The organism is Pseudomonas sp. WS 5410 (assembly GCF_012985645.1).
Lineage (GTDB): Bacteria > Pseudomonadota > Gammaproteobacteria > Pseudomonadales > Pseudomonadaceae > Aquipseudomonas > Aquipseudomonas shahriarae.
The window spans coordinates 92,339-112,616 of record NZ_JAAQWS010000007.1; the positions used below are offsets into that span (position 1 = coordinate 92,339).

General features: G+C 60.5%; 17 protein-coding genes and 4 tRNA genes. 8 read left to right on the plus strand and 13 right to left on the minus strand.

Going from position 1 to position 20,278, the window contains the following annotated elements; all coding sequences use genetic code 11:
• Positions 1-66: 66 nt before the first annotated feature.
• The gene (gene sugE, locus HBO24_RS12520) at positions 67-381 is read left to right on the plus strand and encodes a quaternary ammonium compound efflux SMR transporter SugE (RefSeq protein ID WP_057438900.1); all 315 of its coding nucleotides are present in this window, start codon (positions 67-69) and stop codon (positions 379-381) included.
• Positions 382-450: 69 nt separating this feature from the next.
• On the opposite strand, the gene HBO24_RS12525 is transcribed toward sugE, so the two are convergent.
• From HBO24_RS12525 to HBO24_RS12535, 3 genes are all read right to left on the minus strand, one after another.
• Complete coding sequence (locus HBO24_RS12525) at positions 451-2,325, minus strand: MFS transporter (protein ID WP_057438899.1); 1,875 nt, start codon at positions 2,323-2,325, stop codon at positions 451-453.
• Positions 2,326-2,392: 67 nt separating this feature from the next.
• Entirely contained in the window at positions 2,393-3,547 is a 1,155-nt protein-coding gene (locus tag HBO24_RS12530; RefSeq protein ID WP_057438898.1) for a TDT family transporter, read from the minus strand.
• Between the two features lie 92 nt (positions 3,548-3,639).
• Complete coding sequence (locus HBO24_RS12535) at positions 3,640-4,824, minus strand: MFS transporter (RefSeq protein ID WP_057959013.1); 1,185 nt, start codon at positions 4,822-4,824, stop codon at positions 3,640-3,642.
• Between the two features lie 90 nt (positions 4,825-4,914).
• On the opposite strand from HBO24_RS12535, the gene HBO24_RS12540 reads away from it, so the two are divergent.
• Positions 4,915-5,460: a TetR/AcrR family transcriptional regulator gene (locus HBO24_RS12540; RefSeq protein ID WP_169989431.1), complete on the plus strand. Its 546-nt coding sequence runs from the start codon at positions 4,915-4,917 to the stop codon at positions 5,458-5,460.
• 139 nt (positions 5,461-5,599) lie between these two features.
• Here HBO24_RS12540 and HBO24_RS12545 read toward each other — a convergent pair whose 3' ends face one another.
• The 4 genes from HBO24_RS12545 to HBO24_RS12560 form a co-directional block, all read right to left on the minus strand.
• Positions 5,600-6,379 carry an ABC transporter permease gene (locus HBO24_RS12545; protein WP_057438896.1) on the minus strand — a complete coding sequence of 260 codons (780 nt, stop codon included), beginning with the start codon at positions 6,377-6,379 and terminating at the stop codon, positions 5,600-5,602.
• Positions 6,376-7,308, minus strand: coding sequence for an ABC transporter ATP-binding protein (locus HBO24_RS12550; RefSeq protein WP_057438895.1), 933 nt, complete (start codon positions 7,306-7,308; stop codon positions 6,376-6,378). The genes HBO24_RS12545 and HBO24_RS12550 overlap by 4 nt, the downstream gene beginning before the upstream one ends.
• Before the next feature lie 134 nt (positions 7,309-7,442).
• Positions 7,443-8,060: a glutathione S-transferase gene (locus HBO24_RS12555; RefSeq protein WP_170059806.1), complete on the minus strand. Its 618-nt coding sequence runs from the start codon at positions 8,058-8,060 to the stop codon at positions 7,443-7,445.
• A gap of 43 nt (positions 8,061-8,103) precedes the next feature.
• Positions 8,104-8,763 carry a transglutaminase family protein gene (locus HBO24_RS12560; RefSeq protein WP_057438894.1) on the minus strand — a complete coding sequence of 220 codons (660 nt, stop codon included), beginning with the start codon at positions 8,761-8,763 and terminating at the stop codon, positions 8,104-8,106.
• A 202-nt stretch (positions 8,764-8,965) separates the two neighbouring features.
• Here HBO24_RS12560 and HBO24_RS12565 point away from each other — a divergent pair, with 202 nt between their 5' ends.
• Positions 8,966-11,413: an acyl-CoA dehydrogenase gene (locus HBO24_RS12565; RefSeq protein ID WP_170059807.1), complete on the plus strand. Its 2,448-nt coding sequence runs from the start codon at positions 8,966-8,968 to the stop codon at positions 11,411-11,413.
• Positions 11,414-11,489: 76 nt separating this feature from the next.
• Positions 11,490-11,897, plus strand: coding sequence for a PA2817 family protein (locus HBO24_RS12570; RefSeq protein ID WP_057438892.1), 408 nt, complete (start codon positions 11,490-11,492; stop codon positions 11,895-11,897).
• Positions 11,898-12,056: 159 nt separating this feature from the next.
• Here HBO24_RS12570 and HBO24_RS12575 read toward each other — a convergent pair whose 3' ends face one another.
• Positions 12,057-12,989 (minus strand): LysR family transcriptional regulator, encoded by a 933-nt coding sequence (locus HBO24_RS12575; protein WP_170059808.1) that lies wholly within the window; start codon positions 12,987-12,989, stop codon positions 12,057-12,059.
• A 90-nt stretch (positions 12,990-13,079) separates the two neighbouring features.
• On the opposite strand from HBO24_RS12575, the gene HBO24_RS12580 reads away from it, so the two are divergent.
• Both HBO24_RS12580 and HBO24_RS12585 read left to right on the plus strand, forming a co-directional pair.
• Positions 13,080-13,706: a hypothetical protein gene (locus tag HBO24_RS12580; protein ID WP_057438890.1), complete on the plus strand. Its 627-nt coding sequence runs from the start codon at positions 13,080-13,082 to the stop codon at positions 13,704-13,706.
• Positions 13,707-13,861: 155 nt separating this feature from the next.
• Positions 13,862-15,601, plus strand: a complete 1,740-nt coding sequence (locus HBO24_RS12585; protein WP_170059809.1) for a dipeptidase — start codon at positions 13,862-13,864, stop codon at positions 15,599-15,601.
• 102 nt (positions 15,602-15,703) lie between these two features.
• On the opposite strand, the gene HBO24_RS12590 is transcribed toward HBO24_RS12585, so the two are convergent.
• The 4 genes from HBO24_RS12590 to HBO24_RS12605 all read right to left on the minus strand — a co-directional run bounded on the left by HBO24_RS12590 (position 15,704) and on the right by HBO24_RS12605 (position 16,117).
• Positions 15,704-15,779 (minus strand) — tRNA-Gly (locus HBO24_RS12590).
• A 3-nt stretch (positions 15,780-15,782) separates the two neighbouring features.
• Positions 15,783-15,858 (minus strand) — tRNA-Glu (locus HBO24_RS12595).
• Between the two features lie 105 nt (positions 15,859-15,963).
• Positions 15,964-16,039: transfer RNA gene (locus HBO24_RS12600), tRNA-Gly, on the minus strand.
• A 2-nt stretch (positions 16,040-16,041) separates the two neighbouring features.
• A tRNA-Glu gene (locus HBO24_RS12605) sits at positions 16,042-16,117 on the minus strand.
• Between the two features lie 356 nt (positions 16,118-16,473).
• On the opposite strand from HBO24_RS12605, the gene HBO24_RS12610 reads away from it, so the two are divergent.
• Positions 16,474-17,244: a hypothetical protein gene (locus HBO24_RS12610; protein ID WP_170059810.1), complete on the plus strand. Its 771-nt coding sequence runs from the start codon at positions 16,474-16,476 to the stop codon at positions 17,242-17,244.
• A gap of 124 nt (positions 17,245-17,368) precedes the next feature.
• Positions 17,369-18,181 (plus strand): alpha/beta fold hydrolase, encoded by an 813-nt coding sequence (locus HBO24_RS12615; RefSeq protein ID WP_057959005.1) that lies wholly within the window; start codon positions 17,369-17,371, stop codon positions 18,179-18,181.
• 149 nt (positions 18,182-18,330) lie between these two features.
• Here the strand turns inward: HBO24_RS12615 and HBO24_RS12620 are convergent, their stop codons facing one another.
• Positions 18,331-20,271, minus strand: coding sequence for a methyl-accepting chemotaxis protein (locus tag HBO24_RS12620; RefSeq protein WP_170059811.1), 1,941 nt, complete (start codon positions 20,269-20,271; stop codon positions 18,331-18,333).
• Positions 20,272-20,278 lie beyond the last annotated feature (7 nt).

The window sequence follows — 20,278 nt, forward strand, 5'->3', positions numbered from 1 at the left end:
GGACGACCCCGCGACTCGTTTGAGCACTTACCAGGGGACGACCCCACTTCTAAAAGGAAGGTCTTTATGTCCTGGGTCATTCTGTTTTTCGCCGGGTTGTTTGAAGTTGGCTGGGCCGTCGGCCTGAAATACACCGACGGTTTCAGCAAGCCAATGCCCACCGCCCTGACGATTGCCGCCATGGCCGTCAGCCTCGGCCTGCTGGGGCTGGCCATGAAGGAGCTGCCGCTGGGTACCGCCTATGCCATCTGGACCGGCGTCGGTGCAGTGGGCACGGTGATTGCCGGGATTATCCTGTTTGGGGAGTCCATGGCGCTGTTCCGACTGGCCAGTGTGGCGTTGATCATTGCCGGGTTGATCGGGCTCAAGATTAGCGCGTAAGCCACTAACGCCATCGCAGGCAAGTCGAATCGTCGACTTGCCTGCGATGAGGCCCTTAAATCCGAAAACCTACCTGACACTCCCCCGCAACGCCCCAACCTGTTCCTGCAAGGCCTGTGGCGTCGCCTGCTCCACCGCCAACGGCGGCCCCGCCACCAACGTCACCCGCGACCAGATCCGGTGAAAGATCCCCTTGTTCGGGTCACGGCTGAAAAAGCTCCCCCACAACCCCTGCAACGCCATGGGAATCACCGGTACCGGGGTTTCCTCGAGAATCCGTGTCACGCCACTCTTGAACTCGTTCATCTCACCGTCGGCAGTCAACTTGCCTTCGGGGAAGATGCACACCAACTCGCCATCCTTCAGGTACTGGCTGATGCGCTGGAAAGCCTTTTCGTAGATCTGCAGGTCTTCATGGCGTCCGGCAATCGGAATGGTGCCAGCGGTGCGGAAGATAAAGTTGAGCACCGGTAAGCGGTAGATCTTGTAATACATCACAAAGCGAATCGGCCGACGCACCGCGCCGCCAATCAGCAATGCATCGACAAACGACACATGGTTGCACACCAGCAGCGCCGCACCTTCGTCCGGTATATGTTGCAGGTCGCGATGCTGCACGCGGTACATGGAGTGGCCGAGCAGCCAGATCATGAAGCGCATGGTGAACTCGGGAACAATCCTGAAGATGTAGGTGTTGACCGCAATATTGAGCAGCGACACCACCAGGAACAGCTCGGGGATCGACAGCTTGGCCACACTCAACAGCACGATGGTGACAATCGCCGAGACCACCATGAACAGCGCATTGAGAATATTGTTGGCGGCAATCACCCGCGCCCGCTCGTTTTCAGCGGTACGCGACTGGATCAAGGCATACAGCGGCACGATATAGAACCCGCCAAACACCCCCAGGCCGAGGATGTCAGCCAGCACCCACCAGGCCTGGCCGTACCCCAACACCGCCAGCCAGTCGTTGGCCTGGACGTTTTGCGGGAAGCCGCCGGAATGCCACCAGAGCAACAGGCCAAACACCGTCAGGCCGAATGAACCAAAGGGCACCAGACCGATTTCCACCTTACGCCCGGAGAGTTTTTCGCAGAGCATCGAGCCCAACGCGATACCAACCGAGAACACCGTGAGGATCAGGGTCACCACGGTCTCATCGCCATACAGCCACTCTTTGGCGTAGGCCGGGATTTGCGTGAGGTAGATCGCCCCGACAAACCAGAACCACGAGTTGCCGACAATCGAGCGCGACACGGCGGGCGTCTGCCCCAGGCCCAGGCGCAAGGTGGCCCAGGACTGGCTGAAGATGTTCCAGTCCAGGCGCATCTCGGGGCTGGACGCCGCGGCGCGCGGGATACCCCGGCTGGCCAGGTAACCCAGCACGGCAATCGCGACAATCGCAGTCGACACCACCGGCGCGTACTGCGCAGAGGACATCATGACCCCGGCCCCGATGGTCCCGGCGAGGATCGCCAGGAATGTGCCCATTTCCACCAGGCCATTGCCGCCCACCAACTCCTCTTCGCGCAAGGCTTGCGGCATGATCGAGTACTTCACCGGGCCAAACAGCGCCGAGTGGGTGCCCATGGCAAACAGCGCCAGCAGCATCAGTTCCAGGTGGTTGGTCATAAAGCCGACGGCCCCCACAGCCATGATCACGATCTCGCCGAGCTTGATTGCGCGGATCAACGCATCCTTGTTGAATTTCTCGCCAAACTGCCCGGCCAGGGCCGAGAACAGGAAGAACGGCAGGATAAACAGCAAGGCGCACAGGTTGACCCAGATCGAGCGGTCACCTTCGATGGTCAGCTTGTAGAGAATGGCGAGGATCAACGACTGCTTGAAAATATTGTCGTTGAACGCCCCCAGGGACTGGGTAATGAAGAACGGCAGAAAACGCCGTTTGCGCAGCAAAGTAAATTGCGAGGGGTGACTCATCGTCAGTGTTCCTGCGTGGCCTGAAGGCTTTATTGATTTTTCAGGCCACGACTTTACCTAATCCTGCTTACTTATTCCCCAATCCTGCAATGCACGGTGAAACAAACAGCTCACCTTTATAGGCACCCTGCACCGTGCGCTTGCTGACCACCAGCCACATCAGGGCCAGCGCGGCGACCAGCACGCTGCCGGTCACGCTGAAAAATGCCAGGTGCAAGGTACTGCCCAGTTTCAACGTGGTCAGGGCATACACCCCCAGCGGGAAGGTAAAACCCCACCAGCCCAGGTTGAATGGAATCCCGGCACGCAGGTAACGCAGGGTGATCAGCACCGCGATCAACATCCACCACAGGCCCAGGCCCCACAGGGTGATGCCGGCAACCAGCCCCAGGCCGGCGGCAATCTCGCCGATGCCGGCAAAGCCATTGGCGGCGAAGATCGCCGGCGCGTCCTGGCCCAGCAGCAACATGCCCAGGGCGCCGGTGCCGATCGGGCCCAGGGCCAGCCAGCTCGACGCGGCCATGTTGGCGTGGGGCAGTTTATGCAGGGCCATGCGCAGCATCAGGATCGTCAGAATGCTGAACGCAACCGGCAAAGAAAACGCCCAGAGCACGTAGCTGGTCACCAGCATCACCAGTTGCGAATGGGCGTCGACCAGATGCGGCGCCAACAGGCCACCACTGGCGGCGGCGACTTCGGCAGCCACCACCGGCAACAGCCAGACCGCTGTCATCTGGTCGATGCTGTGTTCCTGGCGGGTAAACATCATGAACGGGATCAACACCCCGCACGCCAGGGCCATGGCGACGTCCAGCCACCACAGGGCTTCGGCCAGTTGCACCACGCCCTCGCCCCAGCGCGGCAGGCCAAACAGCAGCAGGCCATTGATAATGGTCGCCAGGCCCATGGGGATGGTGCCGAAGAACATCGAGACCGTGGAGTGTCCGAAGATTCGCCGCGCCTCGTGAAAAAACATCACCCAGCGCGCCGCGTATAAACCGCTGAACAACACAAACAGAACGATCGTCAGCAGCCACAGCCCTTCGGCGATGGCATAGACACCCGGCAGTTGCACCGGCAATTGCGCCAGGGCCAACGCCAGCACGCCGGTGCCCATGGTGGCGGCGAACCAGTTGGGGGTGAACTGGCGAATCACTTCCCTGGGGGCGGCCAAATGGCTGAAAGGTTTGTAACTGGGGGTGATGCTATTGGGGCAGGTCATGGCTCAATCCTCTTCCTCGTATGAGGTTGAGCCCATGATAGAAGCCTAAGGAATATCTATATAACGGGTAATATCTCTAACTGTTATCTGTTTTACCTATATGCAGACTTGGCCGGCGCTTGCCTCATCAAGCCAATCAAGGCGCCGAGGGCCAATACGATCAACACCCCGCCGTAGCCATAAGTGGTAGCGATCAGGCCAAAACTGCGGGTCAGGTTGCCCGCCAACAGGGTCGGCAGGCAGAACGCCAGGTAACTGAGGACGTAGAACGCTGACATCAACCCGGCCCGCTCATGGGGCAAAGCCAGGGGGACTACGCTGCGCAACGCGCCGAGAAAACCTGCGCCAAATCCGCTGCCAGCCACCAGCGTGGCGAAGAAAAACAAGCTCAGGTTGGCGCTGTGAACCGCACCGAGGATCAGTGCGACGCCCACGGCCAACAGGCCGGCTCCCAGGCGCAGCACCTTGTCCGCCGGGCGATTGCGCAGGCTGAAAATCATCACCGCACCGCTCAAGGTCAACACCGCAACCAGGCCGCCACCGATCAGGTTGGAGGTGGATCCGGTCGCCGCCCTTACCAGCGACGGCGCCAGCGACAAGTAGAAACCGCTCATGGCCCACACCGCGATATCCACCGGCAGCGACAGCCACAAGGCCCGGCGCGCCTGGGCCGGCACATGCAGGGTCGGCCATAGCGAGGCGAGCGCGCCAGGGATGGAGCTGACGCTTTCCGGCAAGCGCCAGACATACAGGCTCTGCAACAGCATCAGCGCGAACAAGGCCCAATAGATCAACTGGGTCGGCAGCGGCGCGAACTCCACCAGTACACTGCTGCCCATGGCGCCACAGGCCATGCCCAACAATGGCGCGACACTGTTGACCAGCGGGCCCTGCCGACGGTCGGTGTCGAGCAACGCAGCGCCGAGCACGGCGGTGGCCATGCCTGTGGCAAACCCCTGCAAGGTGCGGGCGGCAATCAGCCAGGCGACACTGTCGGCGTAGATAAACAGCAGCATCGCAAGCATATTCAGCACCAACGCGGCAAAGATCACTGGTTTGCGCCCCAGGTAATCCGACAGCGAACCGACGGTCAGCAACGCAGCCAGCAGGCTCAAGGCGTAGACGCCGAAGATCAGCGTCAAGGTGCCAGCAGAAAAGTGCAGGCCCTCCTGGTAAAGGTGATACAACGGCGTCGGCGCGCTGGAGGCGGCGAGAAACGTCAGCATGGTGCTCGCCAGAAACACCAGGCTGGAACGATGAGAAGTGACGCTGGACATGGGCACGCTCCGCTAAAGCTAATATTTTGCTTTTGTGCAGTGTGCTACTGGGTCGCGCTTAAAGCAAATTCTTTGTGTTAAGGTTTTGGCATGGCGATAAAAGAAGGCCTCCGCCCGGGGGGCCGTAGTGCCCGGGTACAAGAATCGGTTCATTCAGCGGTGCGCCAGCTACTGCAAGAGCAAGAGCGCGCCAGCGTGACAGTACCGCAAATTGCCACACGCGCCGGGGTCACGCCGTCGACCATCTACCGGCGCTGGGGCGACCTCGCAGCCCTGCTCGCCGACGTCGCCCTGGCCCGCATGCGCCCCGACAGCGAGCCCGCCAACACCGGCAGCCTGCGCAGCGACCTGCAAGCCTGGGCAGAGCAGTACCTGGACGAGATGAGTTCGGAACCGGGGCGCACGATGATGCGCGATGTGCAGTGCAGCCAGACGCCGGGGTACTGCGTGACGATTCTGGGGGGACAGTTGCAGGTGATCCTGGACCGTTACCAAGGCAGCGGCCAGGCATTGCCCAGCGTGGATAGACTGATCAATCTGCTGGCGGCGCCGACGGTGTTTCGGATTCTGTTTGACGCAACGCCGATGCGGGTTGAGGAGTTGCATGAGCTGATTGAGATTGCCCTGCACACCTGACCCAACTGTGTGTATGCGGGCTTATGTGGGAGCGGGCTTGCCCGCGATTGCAAGGTGTCAGTCAATACCTCTTTAACTGACCCGCCGCTATCGCGGGCAAGCCCGCTCCCACACAGGCCCGTACATCTTTAGACCTGGCTTAGGTACGCATCCCACGCCCGCTCACCAGCAGCCGTGCGCAGCCCAGATACAACACCACCGTCGCCACGATCATAAAGGTGATCGCCACGCTGATCTTGATATCCGACACGCCCAGGATCCCGTAGCGGAAGGCATTGACCATATGCAGCACCGGGTTGGCCAGCGACACGGTCTGCCAGAACGGCGGCAGCAGGGTAATCGAGTAGAACACGCCGCCCAGGTAGGTCAGCGGGGTCAGCACAAAGGTCGGGATGATCGAGATGTCATCGAAGTTGCGCGCAAACACGGCGTTGATAAAGCCCAGCAGCGAGAAGATTGTCGCCGTGAGCACCACCACCAGGATGGTCACCCCCAGGTGATGCACCTGCAGGTCGGTGAAGAACATCGACAGCACCGTCACAATCGCCCCGACCATCAAGCCACGCAGCACGCCGCCCAGGGTGTAGCCGATCAGGATGGTGTGTGGCGACACCGGCGAAACCATCAATTCCTCAATGGAACGCTGGAACTTGCTGCCAAAGAAACTCGACACCACGTTGCCGTAGGAGTTGGTGATCACCGACATCATGATCAGCCCCGGCACGATGTATTCCATATAGGTGAAGCCACCCATATCGCCAATCTGCCGGCCGATCAGGTTCCCGAAGATCACGAAGTACAGAACCATGGTGATCGCTGGCGGCAGCAGGGTCTGCGGCCAGATGCGCATAAAGCGCTTCACTTCGCGGTAGACGATGGTGTTGAGCGCTACCAGATTGGGTTGGAACTCGGAATTCATACCGCCACCTTCGCCAGATTCTTCTCCACCAGGGACACGAACAACTCCTCCAGGCGATTGGTTTTGTTGCGCAGGCTCTGCACTTCAATGTTCTGCAAGGCCAGTTGGCTGAACAGCGCGGTGATGCCCACGGTTTTATCGACCTGCACTTCCAGGGTATGGCTGTCCACCAGGCGGTTGGGGTAGCCGATCAGCGCAGGGGGCGCGGACAGGTTGTTTTTCAGGTCAAGCAGGAACGTCTCCACATGCAACTGGCCCAGCAAGTTACGCATGCTGGTGTTCTCGACAATGGTGCCGTGGTCGATGATGCCAATGTTGCGGCACAGCTGTTCAGCCTCTTCCAGGTAATGGGTGGTGAGGATGATGGTGATGCCTTTCTGGTTCAGCTCGGTGAGGAAGGTCCACATTGAGCGACGCAATTCGATGTCCACGCCGGCCGTCGGTTCGTCGAGGATCAGCAGGCGCGGCTCATGCACCAGGGCGCGGGCGATCATCAGGCGCCGCTTCATGCCGCCGGACAAGGAACGTGATGGCACGTCGCGCTTGTCCCACAACCCCAGCTGGGTCAGGTACTGCTCGGCGCGCTCCTTGGCGATTTTCGGCGGGATGCCGTAGTAACCGGCCTGGGTCACGACGATATCGAAGGTCTTTTCAAACTGGTTGAAATTGAATTCCTGGGGCACCACACCAATGCAGCGCTTGAGCGCGGCCGGGGATTTATCCAGGTCATGGCCAAAGATATTCACCGTGCCACTGGTCTTGTTGACCAGGGTCGACAGAATACCGATGGTGGTGGATTTGCCGGCACCATTGGGGCCGAGCAATGCGAAGAAATCACCTTCGGCGACATCCAGATCAATACCACTCAGGGCCTGGAAACCGTTGCCGTAGGTTTTGGTTAGCTGCCGGATGGACAGAGCGGAACTCATATCGGATTACGCACCAAGGAAGGGAATAGAAGAAATAGATAAGGGCGCGCCACACCTAATACAACCGCAGCGCACGGCAAGCATGGTGCTTGCCTGCGCCGCACAAGTACAGTCACCTGTATTAATAGTCAGTATTAAGTCAACGCGGTCATTACCGCTTTTTGATAGGCCGGACGTTGCTGCAAACGCCGGTACCACGCCTCTAGATTGGGCATCGCCGGGCGTTCGATCGGCATCTCGAACCAGGCATAAATAAAGCTGCCCAGGGGAATATCACCCATGCCGATCTCGTTGCCGGACAGGTAGGGCTGCTCAGCCAGGGCCTGGTCCACGGTTTTCAACACGTCGATACAGGCATTGCGCCCGGCATGGATGCTGTCCCAGTCCTGCCGCTCGGCCGGCGTGCGCAAAATGCCCCAGAACACCGTTTTGAACGGTTCGGCAAAGGTCGAGGTGGTCCAGTCCATCCACTTCTCGGCATTGGCCCGCGCCTGCAGATCGGCGGGGTACCAGCTCGAAGCCTGTTTGGCGCAGAGGTAACGCACGATGGTGTTGGATTCCCACAACACAAACTCGCCGTCCTCGATCATCGGCACCCGGCCATTGGGATTCAATGCCCGGTACTGCGGTGTATCGACCACACCAAAGGCCCCGCCCGCATCAATTGCCTCATAGTCCAGGCCGAGTTCCTCGGCGCACCACAGTGCTTTCCTGACGTTTGACGAATTTTTACGACCCCAGATCTTCAGCATGACCGCCTCCCAGTGGATGAATGCCGGAGCAGCATACGCCGGTTCAGCCGCGACTCAAATCGCTCTGCATATCACCTAACAATTGCGGCGAATGCTCGCCAAACAGGTGCGGGTAACACTTTTCCAGGTGGGCAAAGAAGAATTCCTCGGGCACCTCGGCAAATTGCCCATGGTCCACCACATACTCCATGGAGCGCTGGCCCTGGCGGTTGAACGGGTGGAAAACGCTGTCGTTGATTCCGTCGAAATCCAGGGGCGGCACATCGAACAATTCGCACAATTGCTGGTTGAACGCCGGGGTCGCCTTGACCCAGCGCCCATCCAGATACAACTCCGTGTAGCCATGCATGGCGAACACATCACTCTTGAGCAACTCGATCAGGCGCGGGGTCGACAGATGGTTGCGCACATCGGCCAGGCCAATGCGCGACGCTATGCCGCAATGCCGGGCGCACGCCGCCAGCAGGGTGGCCTTGGGCACGCAATAGCTCTGCCCGGCAGCCAGGGCGTAGCTACCACGCAGGGTTTGCGGATCGCGGCTGAAGGTGTAAGGGTTGTAGCGCACCGCTTCGCGCACGGCGTAATACAGACTGACTGCCTGGTCACGGGGATCACGGCTCGAACCGCGATGTTTTTCGGCGAACTCCACCACCGTGGGGTGGTCACTATCGATGAAGCGGCTGGGACTCAAGTACGCATTCATGGGGATTTTCTCCGAGGCGAGCCTGGAGTCTAACCACAGGCCCGACCGAAGGTTAACGACGATTCGGCCAAATGTCGGCGCCTGCTGCCTGTGACTGTCGAGCACTTCCCGCCACACCACGTAACACCCTCAGGCACCGCTTTTCCGGATGCCGGCTAAGCTCTGAGGGTGCTTCTGCCCCTGGTTTCACGGAGGATTGAATATGCTGTTGTTGTGGATACTGGTTCTGGTGCTCGGCATTGCCTACCTGGCACACCGTCGTACCGCGCCCCTGCCCGCCCTGGGCGTGGTCGCCGTCTACCTGTTGGCGATGGGCGCCTTCAGCCATGCACCGGGCTGGTTGCTGCTGGTGTTCTGGGTGCTGCTCGCGGTAGTCGCCGCCCCCCTGCTGCTGCCCGACCTGCGTCGCCAGTATTTCACCGCACCGCTGTTCAACTGGTTCCAGAAAGTATTGCCGCCGATGTCCGAGACCGAGCGCGATGCCATCGACGCCGGGACCGTGTGGTGGGACGGCGAACTGTTCAGCGGCCGCCCCGACTGGGACAAGCTGCTGGCCTACCCCAAGGTGCAGTTGACCGAAGAGGAACAGGCTTTTATCGACGGCCCCACCGAGGAGCTGTGCGCGATGGTCACCGATTGGGAAATCGGCCAGGCCATGGACCTACCGGCAACGGCCTGGGACCATATCAAGCAACACGGTTTCTTCGCCCTGATCATCCCCAAGGAGTTCGGTGGCAAGGGCTTTTCCGCCTACGCTCACTCCCAGGTGGCAATGAAACTGGCGACCCGCAGCGGCGACCTCGCCTCCACCGTCATGGTCCCCAACTCCCTCGGCCCGGCCGAGCTGCTGCTGCACTACGGTACCGACGAGCAACGCAACCACTACCTGCCGCGCCTGGCCCGTGGCGATGACATCCCATGCTTTGCCCTGACCGGCCCGCTGGCCGGCTCCGATGCCGGCGCGATGCCCGACACCGGTGTGATCTGCAAGGGCGAATGGCAAGGCAAGGAAACCCTTGGCCTGCGCCTGAACTGGGAAAAACGCTATATCACCCTGGGCCCGGTCGCGACCCTGCTGGGCCTGGCCTTCAAGGCCTATGACCCGGACCATCTGCTGGGCGAGGAAGAAGACCTGGGCATCAGCCTGGCGCTGATCCCCACCGACACCCCCGGCGTGGAAATCGGGCGCCGTCATCTGCCCCTCGGCGCGGCATTCATGAACGGCCCCAACTCCGGCAAGGATGTGTTCATTCCCCTGGACTTCCTGATCGGTGGCCAGGAAATGCTCGGCAAGGGCTGGATGATGCTGATGAACTGCCTGTCGGTCGGCCGTTCGATCTCCCTTCCGGCGGTGGGCACCGGTGCAGCCAAGTTCACCAGCCTGGTGACCGGTCAGTACGCCCAGGTGCGCGAGCAGTTCAACGTACCGCTGTCCGCCTTCGAGGGCATCCAGGAAGCCCTGGCCCGTATCGGCGGGAATGCCTGGTTGATGGACAGTGCGCGGATGCTCACCGCCAATGCGGTCGACCTGGGGGAAAAACCTTCGGTGCTCTCGGCGATCCTCAAGTACCACCTGACCGAGCGCGGCCGCGAGTGCATCAGCCACGCCATGGACGTGCACGGCGGCAAGGGCATCATCATGGGCCCCAACAACTACCTGGGCCGCAGCTGGCAGGGGGCGCCGATCTTCATCACCGTGGAAGGGGCGAATATCCTTTCGCGCAACCTGATGATCTTCGGCCAGGGGGCGATTCGCTGCCATCCATTCGTCCTCAAGGAAATGGCCCTCGCCGGTCGTGAAGATCGCGACCAGGCACTCAAGGAGTTCGATGGGCTGTTGCTGCAACATATCGGTTTTGCGGTGAGCAACGCCGCCAGCACCCTGGTGTTGAACCTGGGCCTGGGCCACTTCGAAAAAGCCCCGGGCAACCGCTTGAGCCAGGGTTACTTCCGCGCCCTCAACCGCCAGGCCGCCGCGTTCGCCCTGCTGGCAGACCTGAGCATGATGCTGCTGGGTGGTGAGCTGAAGCGTCGTGAACGCCTGTCGGCACGGCTGGGGGATGTACTCAGCCATATGTACCTGGCCTCGGCGGCGCTCAAGCGCTACCACGACCTCGACTCCCCAGATCATCTGGAACCGCTGTTTGCCTGGGCCATGGAAGAAAGCCTTGGCCAATCGGAACGCGCGCTGGATGAGTTACTTAGCAACTTCCCCAACAAAGTGCTGGGCTGCCTGATGCGGGTCATCGTGTTCCCATTCGGGCGTCGCCATAAAGGCCCGTCCGATGCACTGGACGCTGAAGTCGCCGCAGTGATTGGCCGAGCCAAGGGCGACCCGACCCTGGAAGAACTGCTGGCTGGCTGCTATCGCCCGCAATCGGCGGAAGATCCGGTCGGCGCGTTGCAACACGCCTATGACCTACTGGGTGCCAGCCACACGCTGCAAAAGAAACTCCACAGCGCCCTCAAAAGTGGCCAGGTCAAGCCGCGCGCAGGGGAACATGCCATCGACGCCGCACTGGAAGCTGGCGTGCTGCAACCGGCTGAAGCGCAAACCCTGCGCGACGCGGAAGCGGCGCGGCGCAAGGTGATCGACGTGGATGACTTCAGCAAAGAGGAGCTGGCCCAGGCGCCCGGCAGAGTCCGCTGAGACCAACCGTCATATAAAAACGGGCGCGAGGGCTATATACTCTCGCGCCCGTTTTTGCTTTTGAGGACTTACTCTCGTGTCCAACGTCGTTGCCGATCATCTCGTCTTGCTCGACCACCTGCGCAGCATCCTGGTTGCCGTCGGCGAAGCCGAACAGGTTCCCGAGGAAAGTCACGCGCTGTTCCTGGAACGCTTTGATGAACTGCGGGCCCTGCTGCCCATCGACCCGATCGAAAGCCAATACCTGGGCCAGGACATGATGAGCCAGGTCATCCTGCGCTACCCGCAGATTGCCCATCTGGTACCGCGCGACCTGTTGTGGTTCTTCGGCGGTGACTGCCTGCACTTCATGCCCGACGATGAGCTGGACCTGTACCAGGCCCTGGAAGAACGTCGTTTCGAAGCCGAACAGAACGACGAACCGTTCGACTGGAACCAGGAAAAGCAATTGCTGGCCATGTCCAACGACCAGCCCAAGCACTGATCTCAAAAGCACCAAAGATCCCAATGTGGAGCGGGCTTGTGTGGGAGCGGGCTTGCCCGCGATAGCGGTATATCAGTCAACCAATGTATCGACTGACACTCAGCCATCGCGGGCAAGCCCGCTCCCACACTAACCTGCTCCACATTCTCGATCGCGCGCCTACCGCCGACGCAATGTAGGCTCCTTAGCCATGCACTCCACCAGATAATCAATAAACACCCGCAACTTCGGCGGCAGGTAGCGTGTGGGCGAATGCAGCAACCAGGCATCCCCATGGTACGAGGCAATGAAATCCCATTGCGCCAGGACCTGCACCAACCGCCCCTCCTCCAAGGCATGCCGCGCGGTGAAGTACGGCAAGCTGCCAATCCCTACATCCTGCAACACCGCATCCAGCCGCACCCCCGTGTGATTGGCCGCATACCGCCCGCGTACCCCCACCGTCACTGTCTTACCCGCCTGGCGGAATTTCCAGCGCGCATCCCCCGGCGTTTCGCCCAGGTAAATGCAACTGTGCCCCAGCAAATCATGGGGATGCAGCGGCGTACCGTGGGCGGCCAGATACTGTGGCGTGGCACACAATAAATGCTCAATCGGTAATAACTGGCGCCCTACCAACCCCGGTGGCGGGCTATCGGTGATGCGGATGCTCAGGTCGACATTGTCATCAATCAAATCCACCTGCCGATCTTCGAGGATCAACTGCACATCGACCTTGGGATAGCGCCGCAAGAACTCCGGCATATGCGGATGCACCACAAACCGCCCGACCGCCTTGGGCACACTGACCCGCACCAGCCCTTCGGCTTCGTGGGTGTACTGGCCGCTGATTTCCATCACCGAGCGCGCCGCGCTGACCATTTCCTGGCAGCGTTTGAAAACCTCTTCGCCACCTTCGCTCAAGCGTAATTTGCGCGTGGTGCGCTGCAGCAGCCGCGTGGCCAGGGCCTGTTCCAGGCGCGAGATGCTGCGACTTACCGCCGATGGCGACGCCCCCAGTTGGCGTGCCGCCTCGGAGAAGCTGCCGGTTTCCACCACCTTGACGAAAATCGCCATTTCGCCCAGCAGCGGCAAAGGAAGATTGATGCTCATGACGCACAAGTCCATTGAGATTTCAGCGGATTATCACCCATTGGCGCACTACTTATACTGCTGTTTAGAACCCTGATGCGGATGTAGACGATGACCCAGCGCCTGTTTTTTACCCATGACCACCTGGTTGCCGATGTTGATGTGCTGGAGTGCACGCCGTTTGAGCAGCAGTTTGCGGTGGTGCTGCACTCCACCATTTTCCACCCCCAGGGTGGCGGCCAGCCTTTTGATACGGGGTGGCTGGGAGACAGCAACGTGTTGAAAGTGGTGCAGGAAGCCGAGCGCATCGTGCACTACGTGGACCAGCCCGTCGCACTCGGGCTCCAGCAAGCGCGGGTCGACGGCGAGCGCCGCGCCCTGCATACACGCCTGCATTCGGCAGGGCATCTGATTGGCAACGCCGGTGAGACCCTGGGCTGGATGCCGATCAAGGCCCACCACTGGCCAGGCGAAGGCAAGATCAGTTTTATCCGTGGGGAGTTCGCCCAGAACATGGAGGCCGATGCCCTGCAACAACAGGTCAACCAATGGATCGCCGCAGATTTACCGCGCCAAATGACGCTGCAAAGCGGCTCCCGGGAAGTAGGTTTTGGTGATCTGCCGCCCTACGCCTGCGGCGGCACTCACGTACAGGCCCTCGCCCAAGTCGGCCAGGTCACGATCCTCGGCCTGTCGGAGAAGAAGGGCACGTTGTCGGTGCGCTACAGCCTCGACTGACAGATTGATGGCAGGCGGCGTTTTATTATTGAGATAGGACATCACCGCGCAAGGGGCTCCCCTGGAGCTTGTGGGTGATGCTAGTGTGTGAAAATGTTTCCGACATAAAAATCGGAAACCTCCTACTCACCACCTGCAAAGGAATGCCCCCAGCAATGGACTTCTCCCTCAAGCGCCTGGCCGCCGCCACCCTGATGGCCGCCAGCCTGTCCGCCGTTACCGCACCAGCGTTCGCCAATATCACCCCGCAACAGAGCGCGACCATCCTCAAGACGTTTAATGACGCCTCGATCAAGGACTTCCGCACCTTCCTCGGCAGCCTGGCCACAAGTGAACTGGGCAAAACCGCCGACTTGGGCCCGGCAATCAGTGCTTTTCTCGATAACAAACGCCTGTCCGCCGAACAGCAAAACGGAATTCATCGCCTGCTGGGCCTCTACGCCCGAGTGAAATACGGCACGGCGGCTACCGAAACCCTGCGCGAGCTGGTGGCCATACCGACCTTCCAGGTGGAGGGCGTAGCCCAGCACGACAACCCAGAATTCATCAAGATCGCCGACAAGATCAAAAGCCTGGCCCAGGCGTTCAACCTGAAGTTCCGCAATATCGACAACCGCGTCTACGAAATATCCCTGGAAGGTGCCGGCGACGAAGTTGTGGGCATCCACGCCCACGCCGACGTGGTGCCGGTGACCCCGGAAAACTGGGTACTGGCCGATGGCACCCGCCTCGACCCGTTCAAGGTCACGCTGATTGGCGACCGCATGTACGGCCGCGGCACCGAGGATGACAAGAACGGCATCGTGGTGACGCTGTATGCGATGAAAGTGATCAAGGAAGAAAACCTGCCCCTGGCACGCAACTTCAAGCTGCTGGTGGACACCACCGAAGAAACCACCGGCGACGCCATTCCCTACTACTTCGAACACAACCCGACGCCCAACTACAACCTCGCGCTGGACGGCGGCTACCCGGTCGTCATCGCCGAAAAGGGTTATGGCACGGTCATGGCCACCTTTGCCAAGCGCAAAGCCGACGGCAAAGGCGCCGAAATCATTGCCATGACCGGCGGCCTGGCGACCAACCAGATTCCTTCGGCATCGGTGGCCACGTTGCGCAGCGACAGCCCCGCCGAACTGGCTGCCAGCCTGCAACAGGCCGGGAGTGCATTCGCCAAGGCCAATGGTGGCGATTTCACAGTAGATGCCAAGGTCGTCGACAAAGACGTCAAGCTGACCGTCACCGGGGTATCGGCGCACTCTTCCGAACCCGAATCGGGCATCAACCCGGTGGCGCGGATGCTGGTCTTTATCAACAGCCTGGACGGCAAGGTTGCGTTCAAACACAACGAGATTACTGACGCTGCCCGCTATGCCGCCGATAACTGGGGCCTGGATTACCTGGGCGGCAAATTGGGCGTGGGCTTTGCCGATACGTTCATGGGGCCACTGACCACCTCGCCGACCTTTGTCGGCATGGATGAAAAAGCCTTCAAGCTGGCGGTCAACCTGCGGGTGCCAAAAGGTAAATCCCCAGAAACGCTCAAGAAAGAGATCGCTGACAAGCTGAGCGCCTGGAGCCAAAAGACCCATATTGCGCCAGCCTTCGACTACTCGGTCGCCGCGCCGATGTACCGTAACCCCGAGGGTGAATGGGTCAAGGCGCTGCTGGCCGTGGCCACGGAAAACCTGGGCATGAAGCCTGAGTACGGGACTTCGGCTGGCGCAACCTCGGTGCATGACCTGCCCAATGGCGTGCAATTCGGCCTGGCCCGCCCCGAGGTCAAATACACCGGGCACACCGACAACGAGTTCAAGACCACCGAGCAGTTCCTGCTGGACCTGCAGATCGTGACGGAAATGATGGGCCGTATCGGGCAGTTGCCGAAACTCTGACCCAGCACCTGGACCCGCTTGTGCGGCGGGTCCATTTGCGCAGGCTTGAATTGCAGACAAACAAAAACGCCGCTCATCACTGAGCGGCGTTTTTGTTGAATATGGAGCGGGAAACGAGACTCGAACTCGCGACCCCGACCTTGGCAAGGTCGTGCTCTACCAACTGAGCTATTCCCGCAAATGGCGTCCCCTAGGGGACTCGAACCCCTGTTACCGCCGTGAAAGGGCGGTGTCCTAGGCCACTAGACGAAGGGGACACGCTAACTGAAACACATGGTGTGTGTTCCAGTGCCCAGAGGCCTTGTCCGAAGACTTGGTCCTGGTTTCACTCAGTGCCGCCCGAAAGCCACACTGTTTAAAAATGGAGCGGGAAACGAGACTCGAACTCGCGACCCCGACCTTGGCAAGGTCGTGCTCTACCAACTGAGCTATTCCCGCAATGGCGTCCCCTAGGGGACTCGAACCCCTGTTACCGCCGTGAAAGGGCGGTGTCCTAGGCCACTAGACGAAGGGGACACACGTACAACATTCACTCCCTACCGCGTTTCGCTGTGTGCTTTACGCTGTAAGTGGCGCGCATTCTATGGATGGATTGAAAGGTCGTCAACCCCCAAGGATAAATTTATTTAAATCAATGACTTCGCCCCGCTTTACCGCCACTGTCGGAGTTTCTCGCCGTCCAGGCTTTGGCGCCTATATTCTGGCGCCCGACAAGACGTTATAGTCCTGACCCGCGAATGGTGGCAATGTGCATCTATTCAGAGTTACTACATATACAGATGAAAGCACTGACTCATCTCGTCGAAGAGTCCTATCCGCCGCAAGCGCCAATCACTACACTTCAACGCACATCCTACAAAGAGGTCACACCGGTGACACCACTCATGATCACCCTGCTGGTAATAGCCGCGATCGTAATACTGATCGCCATTGGCTACATGAACCACGTGGTGGAAAACAACAAACTGGAAAAAGCCCGGGCCCAGATTGAGCTCAATGATCGGCTGCGCCGCTGTGGCGAGATCACCGAGACGTTCCCCGGCCAACTGATGACGCCGCAGCTCAAACTGCTGCTGACCCGCCTGGAACTGAACGTCAACCAACGCATGCTCCACCTCAACAAATCCAGCAGCACCATCAAGGCCCGTATTGCCGAGCTGGAAGCACTGGTGGGCCAGGGCGAGTCGATCCCGGTGAACAACCCTCCAGGGCCGATCCAGACCGAAGCCAAGGCCAAGGATGTACGCTTCCTGCTCGAAGCCCTGCACGGCCAGGTCACCCGCGCCGCCCAGGACGGCTTTTTGCCCACCAACGAGGCCAAGCACTGGTTCCGCGAAATCCGTCACCTGCTGGTGCTGCTGCACATCGAGTTCTTCAACAATCTTGGCCAACACGCGCTGCAACAGGCGCAGCCCGGCCAGGCGCGCCTGGCGTTCGAGCGCGGCGTGCAATACCTGCGCAAGCAGCCTGAACCGGCCACCTACAGCCAGCACCTGCAACTGCTGGAAAAACAATTGGCGCGTGCCAACTCCATGGTGCTGACCAACAGCCAGCAAACCGCCGAAGAGACCAATGAGCTGACCGCAGGCTTGAAAGCCGATGACGCTGATGCTGAGTGGAAAAAGAAAGTCATCTACGACTGATCCTCTCCTGCCTTGATTCGCCGGGTGCATGCTTTGCACCCGGAGCCATCATCCTGCCTCTACCCCTCGCTGCAATAACTCGCGTACAAAAGTGCACTTCATTCCGTAAACGAAAGAGGCCTTCATGCCAAGTGTCATCATTGATGGTCAGCCCCTGCACTACGTGGACCAGGGCGCGGGCCCTGCTGTCCTGCTCGGCCAGAGCTACCTGTGGGACCAGCACATGTGGGCACCGCAGATCGCCGCCCTGTCGCAACAGTACCGAGTGATCGTGCCAGAGCTGTGGGGTCACGGTGAGTCTGGCCCGCTACCGGCACAGACCCGCACCCTGGACGACCTGGCACGCCAGGCCCTGGCCTTGCTGGACCATCTGGAGATTGCCCAGGTCAACCTGGTGGGTTTATCCGTCGGCGGCATGTGGGCTGCGCCGCTGGCGTTGCTGGCGCCCGAGCGGGTCAACAGCCTGGTATTGATGGATACCTATCTGGGCGCAGAGCCTGAGGCCACCCGCGAACAGTATTTCGCACTGCTCGGCGCAATCGAGGCCGCGGGTGCTATTCCAGATGCCCTGCTGGATATCATCGTGCCGATCTTCTTCCGCCCCGGCATCGACCACGACTCTGCGCTGTATCAGGACTTCCGCCAGTCCCTGCGCGACTTCCCCAAGGATCGTCTGCTGCAAAGCATCGTGCCCCTGGGTCGCCTGATTTTCGGTCGTGGGGATGCGCTGGAAGGCTTATCCCGCCTGAATGCTGATACGACTCTGGTGATGTGTGGCAACGAGGACCAGCCGCGCCCACCCGCAGAAGCGCAGGAAATGGCCGATCTGATCGGCTGCGATCTGGTATTGATCCCGGACGCAGGGCATATCTCCAGCCGGGAAAATCCTGATTTCGTCAATGAGGCACTGCTGACCTTTTTGGCCAATCACGCCTGATCACACCTTGAGTATCTCCAATGTAGATGAGATGCCGAGGCGCGCAGCTACACTCCCCCCTGTGGGAGCGGGCTCGCCCGCGATGGCGCCCGTGAGTACACCTCAGGGTGTCAGCTCCCCCAGGGAACTCGTTCCGGCCCTGAATATGATCACAGCCGGAAATGCCCCACCATCCCCTTGAGTTCCGCCCCCAGTTGCGCCAACTCGATACTCGATGCCGCATTACCCTGCATGCTCAGCGCCGATTGATCGGCGCTGGCGCGGATACTGGTGACGCTGCGGTTGATTTCTTCGGCCACCGAGCTCTGCTGCTCGGCCGCCGCCGCGATCTGCTGGTTCATCTGCTGGATCAGCGACACCGCCGCGGCAATGCTGCCCAACGCACTTTCGGTTTCCAGGGCATCGCTGACAGCCAGCTTCACCAGCTCGCCGCTGTGCTGGATATCCCGCACTGAAGACTGCGCCGCGCTGCGCAAGGTGCTGACCAGACGTTCGATTTCCTCCGTCGATTGCTGGGTGCGCCTGGCCAGGGCGCGCACCTCATCGGCGACCACCGCAAAGCCGCGCCCTTGCTCCCCGGCGCGTGCCGCCTCGATGGCGGCGTTGAGCGCCAGCAGGTTGGTCTGCTCGGCAACACTTTTGATCACCTCCAACACGCTACCGATATTCTGGATTTCGGCGCTCAGGCTTTCGATGCTGGTGCTGGCAGAGGTCGCCGAACTGGCCAGCAGCTCGATGCGCTGCAGGCTCTGGCGTACCACCTGCTGGCCAGTGTCGACCTTGTCGTCGGCGGTCTGCGCCGCTTGCGCGGCCTGCTCGGCATTGCGTGCCACATCGTGCACCGTGGCGGCCATCTGGTTCATGGCGGTGGCGACTTGCTCGGTTTCTTCTTTCTGGCTACTGACTTCGAGATTGGTCTGCTCGGTCCCCCTGGACAATGACTGGGCCGAGCTGGCCAATTGTTCAATCCCCGCCTGCAGCCCGCTGACCATATTGCTCAGGCCCCCGCCCATCTGCTGCATCGCCTGCATCAACTGGCCCATCTCGTCCTGTCGGCTCACCTCCATGCGCCCGCTGAGATCCCCGGCCGCAATCTGCCGGGCCACGGCAATCACGCTGCGCAGCGGCATCACGATCAGCCGGGTAATCAGCCACGCGGCAATCACCCCGACCAATAAAGCTAGGGCCGATGACACAATGATCAGCAAGCTGCTCTTGGCCAACTGCGCCTGCATCGACTGGTCCTGCGCGGCATAGGCCTGGTTGACCTGCGCCACCACTTGCGCGGCCCGCTCATGCAACTGTTGGTAGACGATTTTTTCCTGGGCCAGCAGGCCGGTGTATTCGGTGAGTTTTTCGCTGAAGGCTCCGATATGCCCGACCACTTCATTGAGCACGGTCTGATAGCCAGGATCCTTGACCAGGGTCTGCAGTTGCCCGGCCTGGGCCAGGGCCTGATCGGCCTGCTCGATGTGGCCTTGCCCGGCACTGTCCGCGTCGCCCTTGCGGCTCTGATCCAGGCGCACATGGGCTTCGTTCATGGCCTGCAACATCAAGCGCGAAACCTGCCCCACCTGCCCGGCCTGCTCGATAAACTCGGCGCCCTCTTTGCCTTGGCTTTCCTTGAGGTTATAGGCCCCATCGTCGGCCAGGCCGGCCTGCAATACATCAAGGTTGTTGGCGACACTGGACACCGACCAACTGGCCATTTCCAGCGCCAGGTCCTTGGCCTGGGTCAGCTCGACAAATTCGTCAAATGCCTTGCGATAGGCGCCCAGCGCCTGCTCGACCTCGCTCATGTTGAGCGCCTGGGCTTCGGCCACCAGGCTATCCACCCGTTGGTGCAGGACCTCGACCGAGTCGGCATCGCTGCGCAACGCATACTCCTGCTCAATCAAACGCACATTCAGCAGCCCCTCATTGAGCGAAGACATGCCCTTGAGCCCCACAAAACGCTGGCCAACGGTTTGCAGGGACCACACGCCAATCGCCGCCACCAGGGCCGTCAACAGCAATACCAGGGCAAACCCCAGCCCCAGCTTCCTGGCCAGCCCAAGGTTGGCAAATCGTCGTTGCACGGCCGAAATCATTGCGCAA

Bases quoted from the DNA above. Each gene is read 5' to 3' on its own strand.
- sugE (WP_057438900.1), top strand. From the start codon at position 67: ATGTCCTGGGTCATTCTGTTTTTCGCCGGGTTGTTTGAAGTTGGCTGG.
- HBO24_RS12525 (WP_057438899.1), bottom strand. From the start codon at position 2,325: ATGAGTCACCCCTCGCAATTTACTTTGCTGCGCAAACGGCGTTTTCTG.
- HBO24_RS12530 (WP_057438898.1), bottom strand. From the start codon at position 3,547: ATGACCTGCCCCAATAGCATCACCCCCAGTTACAAACCTTTCAGCCAT.
- HBO24_RS12535 (WP_057959013.1), bottom strand. From the start codon at position 4,824: ATGTCCAGCGTCACTTCTCATCGTTCCAGCCTGGTGTTTCTGGCGAGC.
- HBO24_RS12540 (WP_169989431.1), top strand. From the start codon at position 4,915: ATGGCGATAAAAGAAGGCCTCCGCCCGGGGGGCCGTAGTGCCCGGGTA.
- HBO24_RS12545 (WP_057438896.1), bottom strand. From the start codon at position 6,379: ATGAATTCCGAGTTCCAACCCAATCTGGTAGCGCTCAACACCATCGTC.
- HBO24_RS12550 (WP_057438895.1), bottom strand. From the start codon at position 7,308: ATGAGTTCCGCTCTGTCCATCCGGCAGCTAACCAAAACCTACGGCAAC.
- HBO24_RS12555 (WP_170059806.1), bottom strand. From the start codon at position 8,060: ATGCTGAAGATCTGGGGTCGTAAAAATTCGTCAAACGTCAGGAAAGCA.
- HBO24_RS12560 (WP_057438894.1), bottom strand. From the start codon at position 8,763: ATGAATGCGTACTTGAGTCCCAGCCGCTTCATCGATAGTGACCACCCC.
- HBO24_RS12565 (WP_170059807.1), top strand. From the start codon at position 8,966: ATGCTGTTGTTGTGGATACTGGTTCTGGTGCTCGGCATTGCCTACCTG.
- HBO24_RS12575 (WP_170059808.1), bottom strand. From the start codon at position 12,989: ATGAGCATCAATCTTCCTTTGCCGCTGCTGGGCGAAATGGCGATTTTC.
- HBO24_RS12580 (WP_057438890.1), top strand. From the start codon at position 13,080: ATGACCCAGCGCCTGTTTTTTACCCATGACCACCTGGTTGCCGATGTT.
- HBO24_RS12585 (WP_170059809.1), top strand. From the start codon at position 13,862: ATGGACTTCTCCCTCAAGCGCCTGGCCGCCGCCACCCTGATGGCCGCC.
- HBO24_RS12615 (WP_057959005.1), top strand. From the start codon at position 17,369: ATGCCAAGTGTCATCATTGATGGTCAGCCCCTGCACTACGTGGACCAG.
- HBO24_RS12620 (WP_170059811.1), bottom strand. From the start codon at position 20,271: ATGATTTCGGCCGTGCAACGACGATTTGCCAACCTTGGGCTGGCCAGG.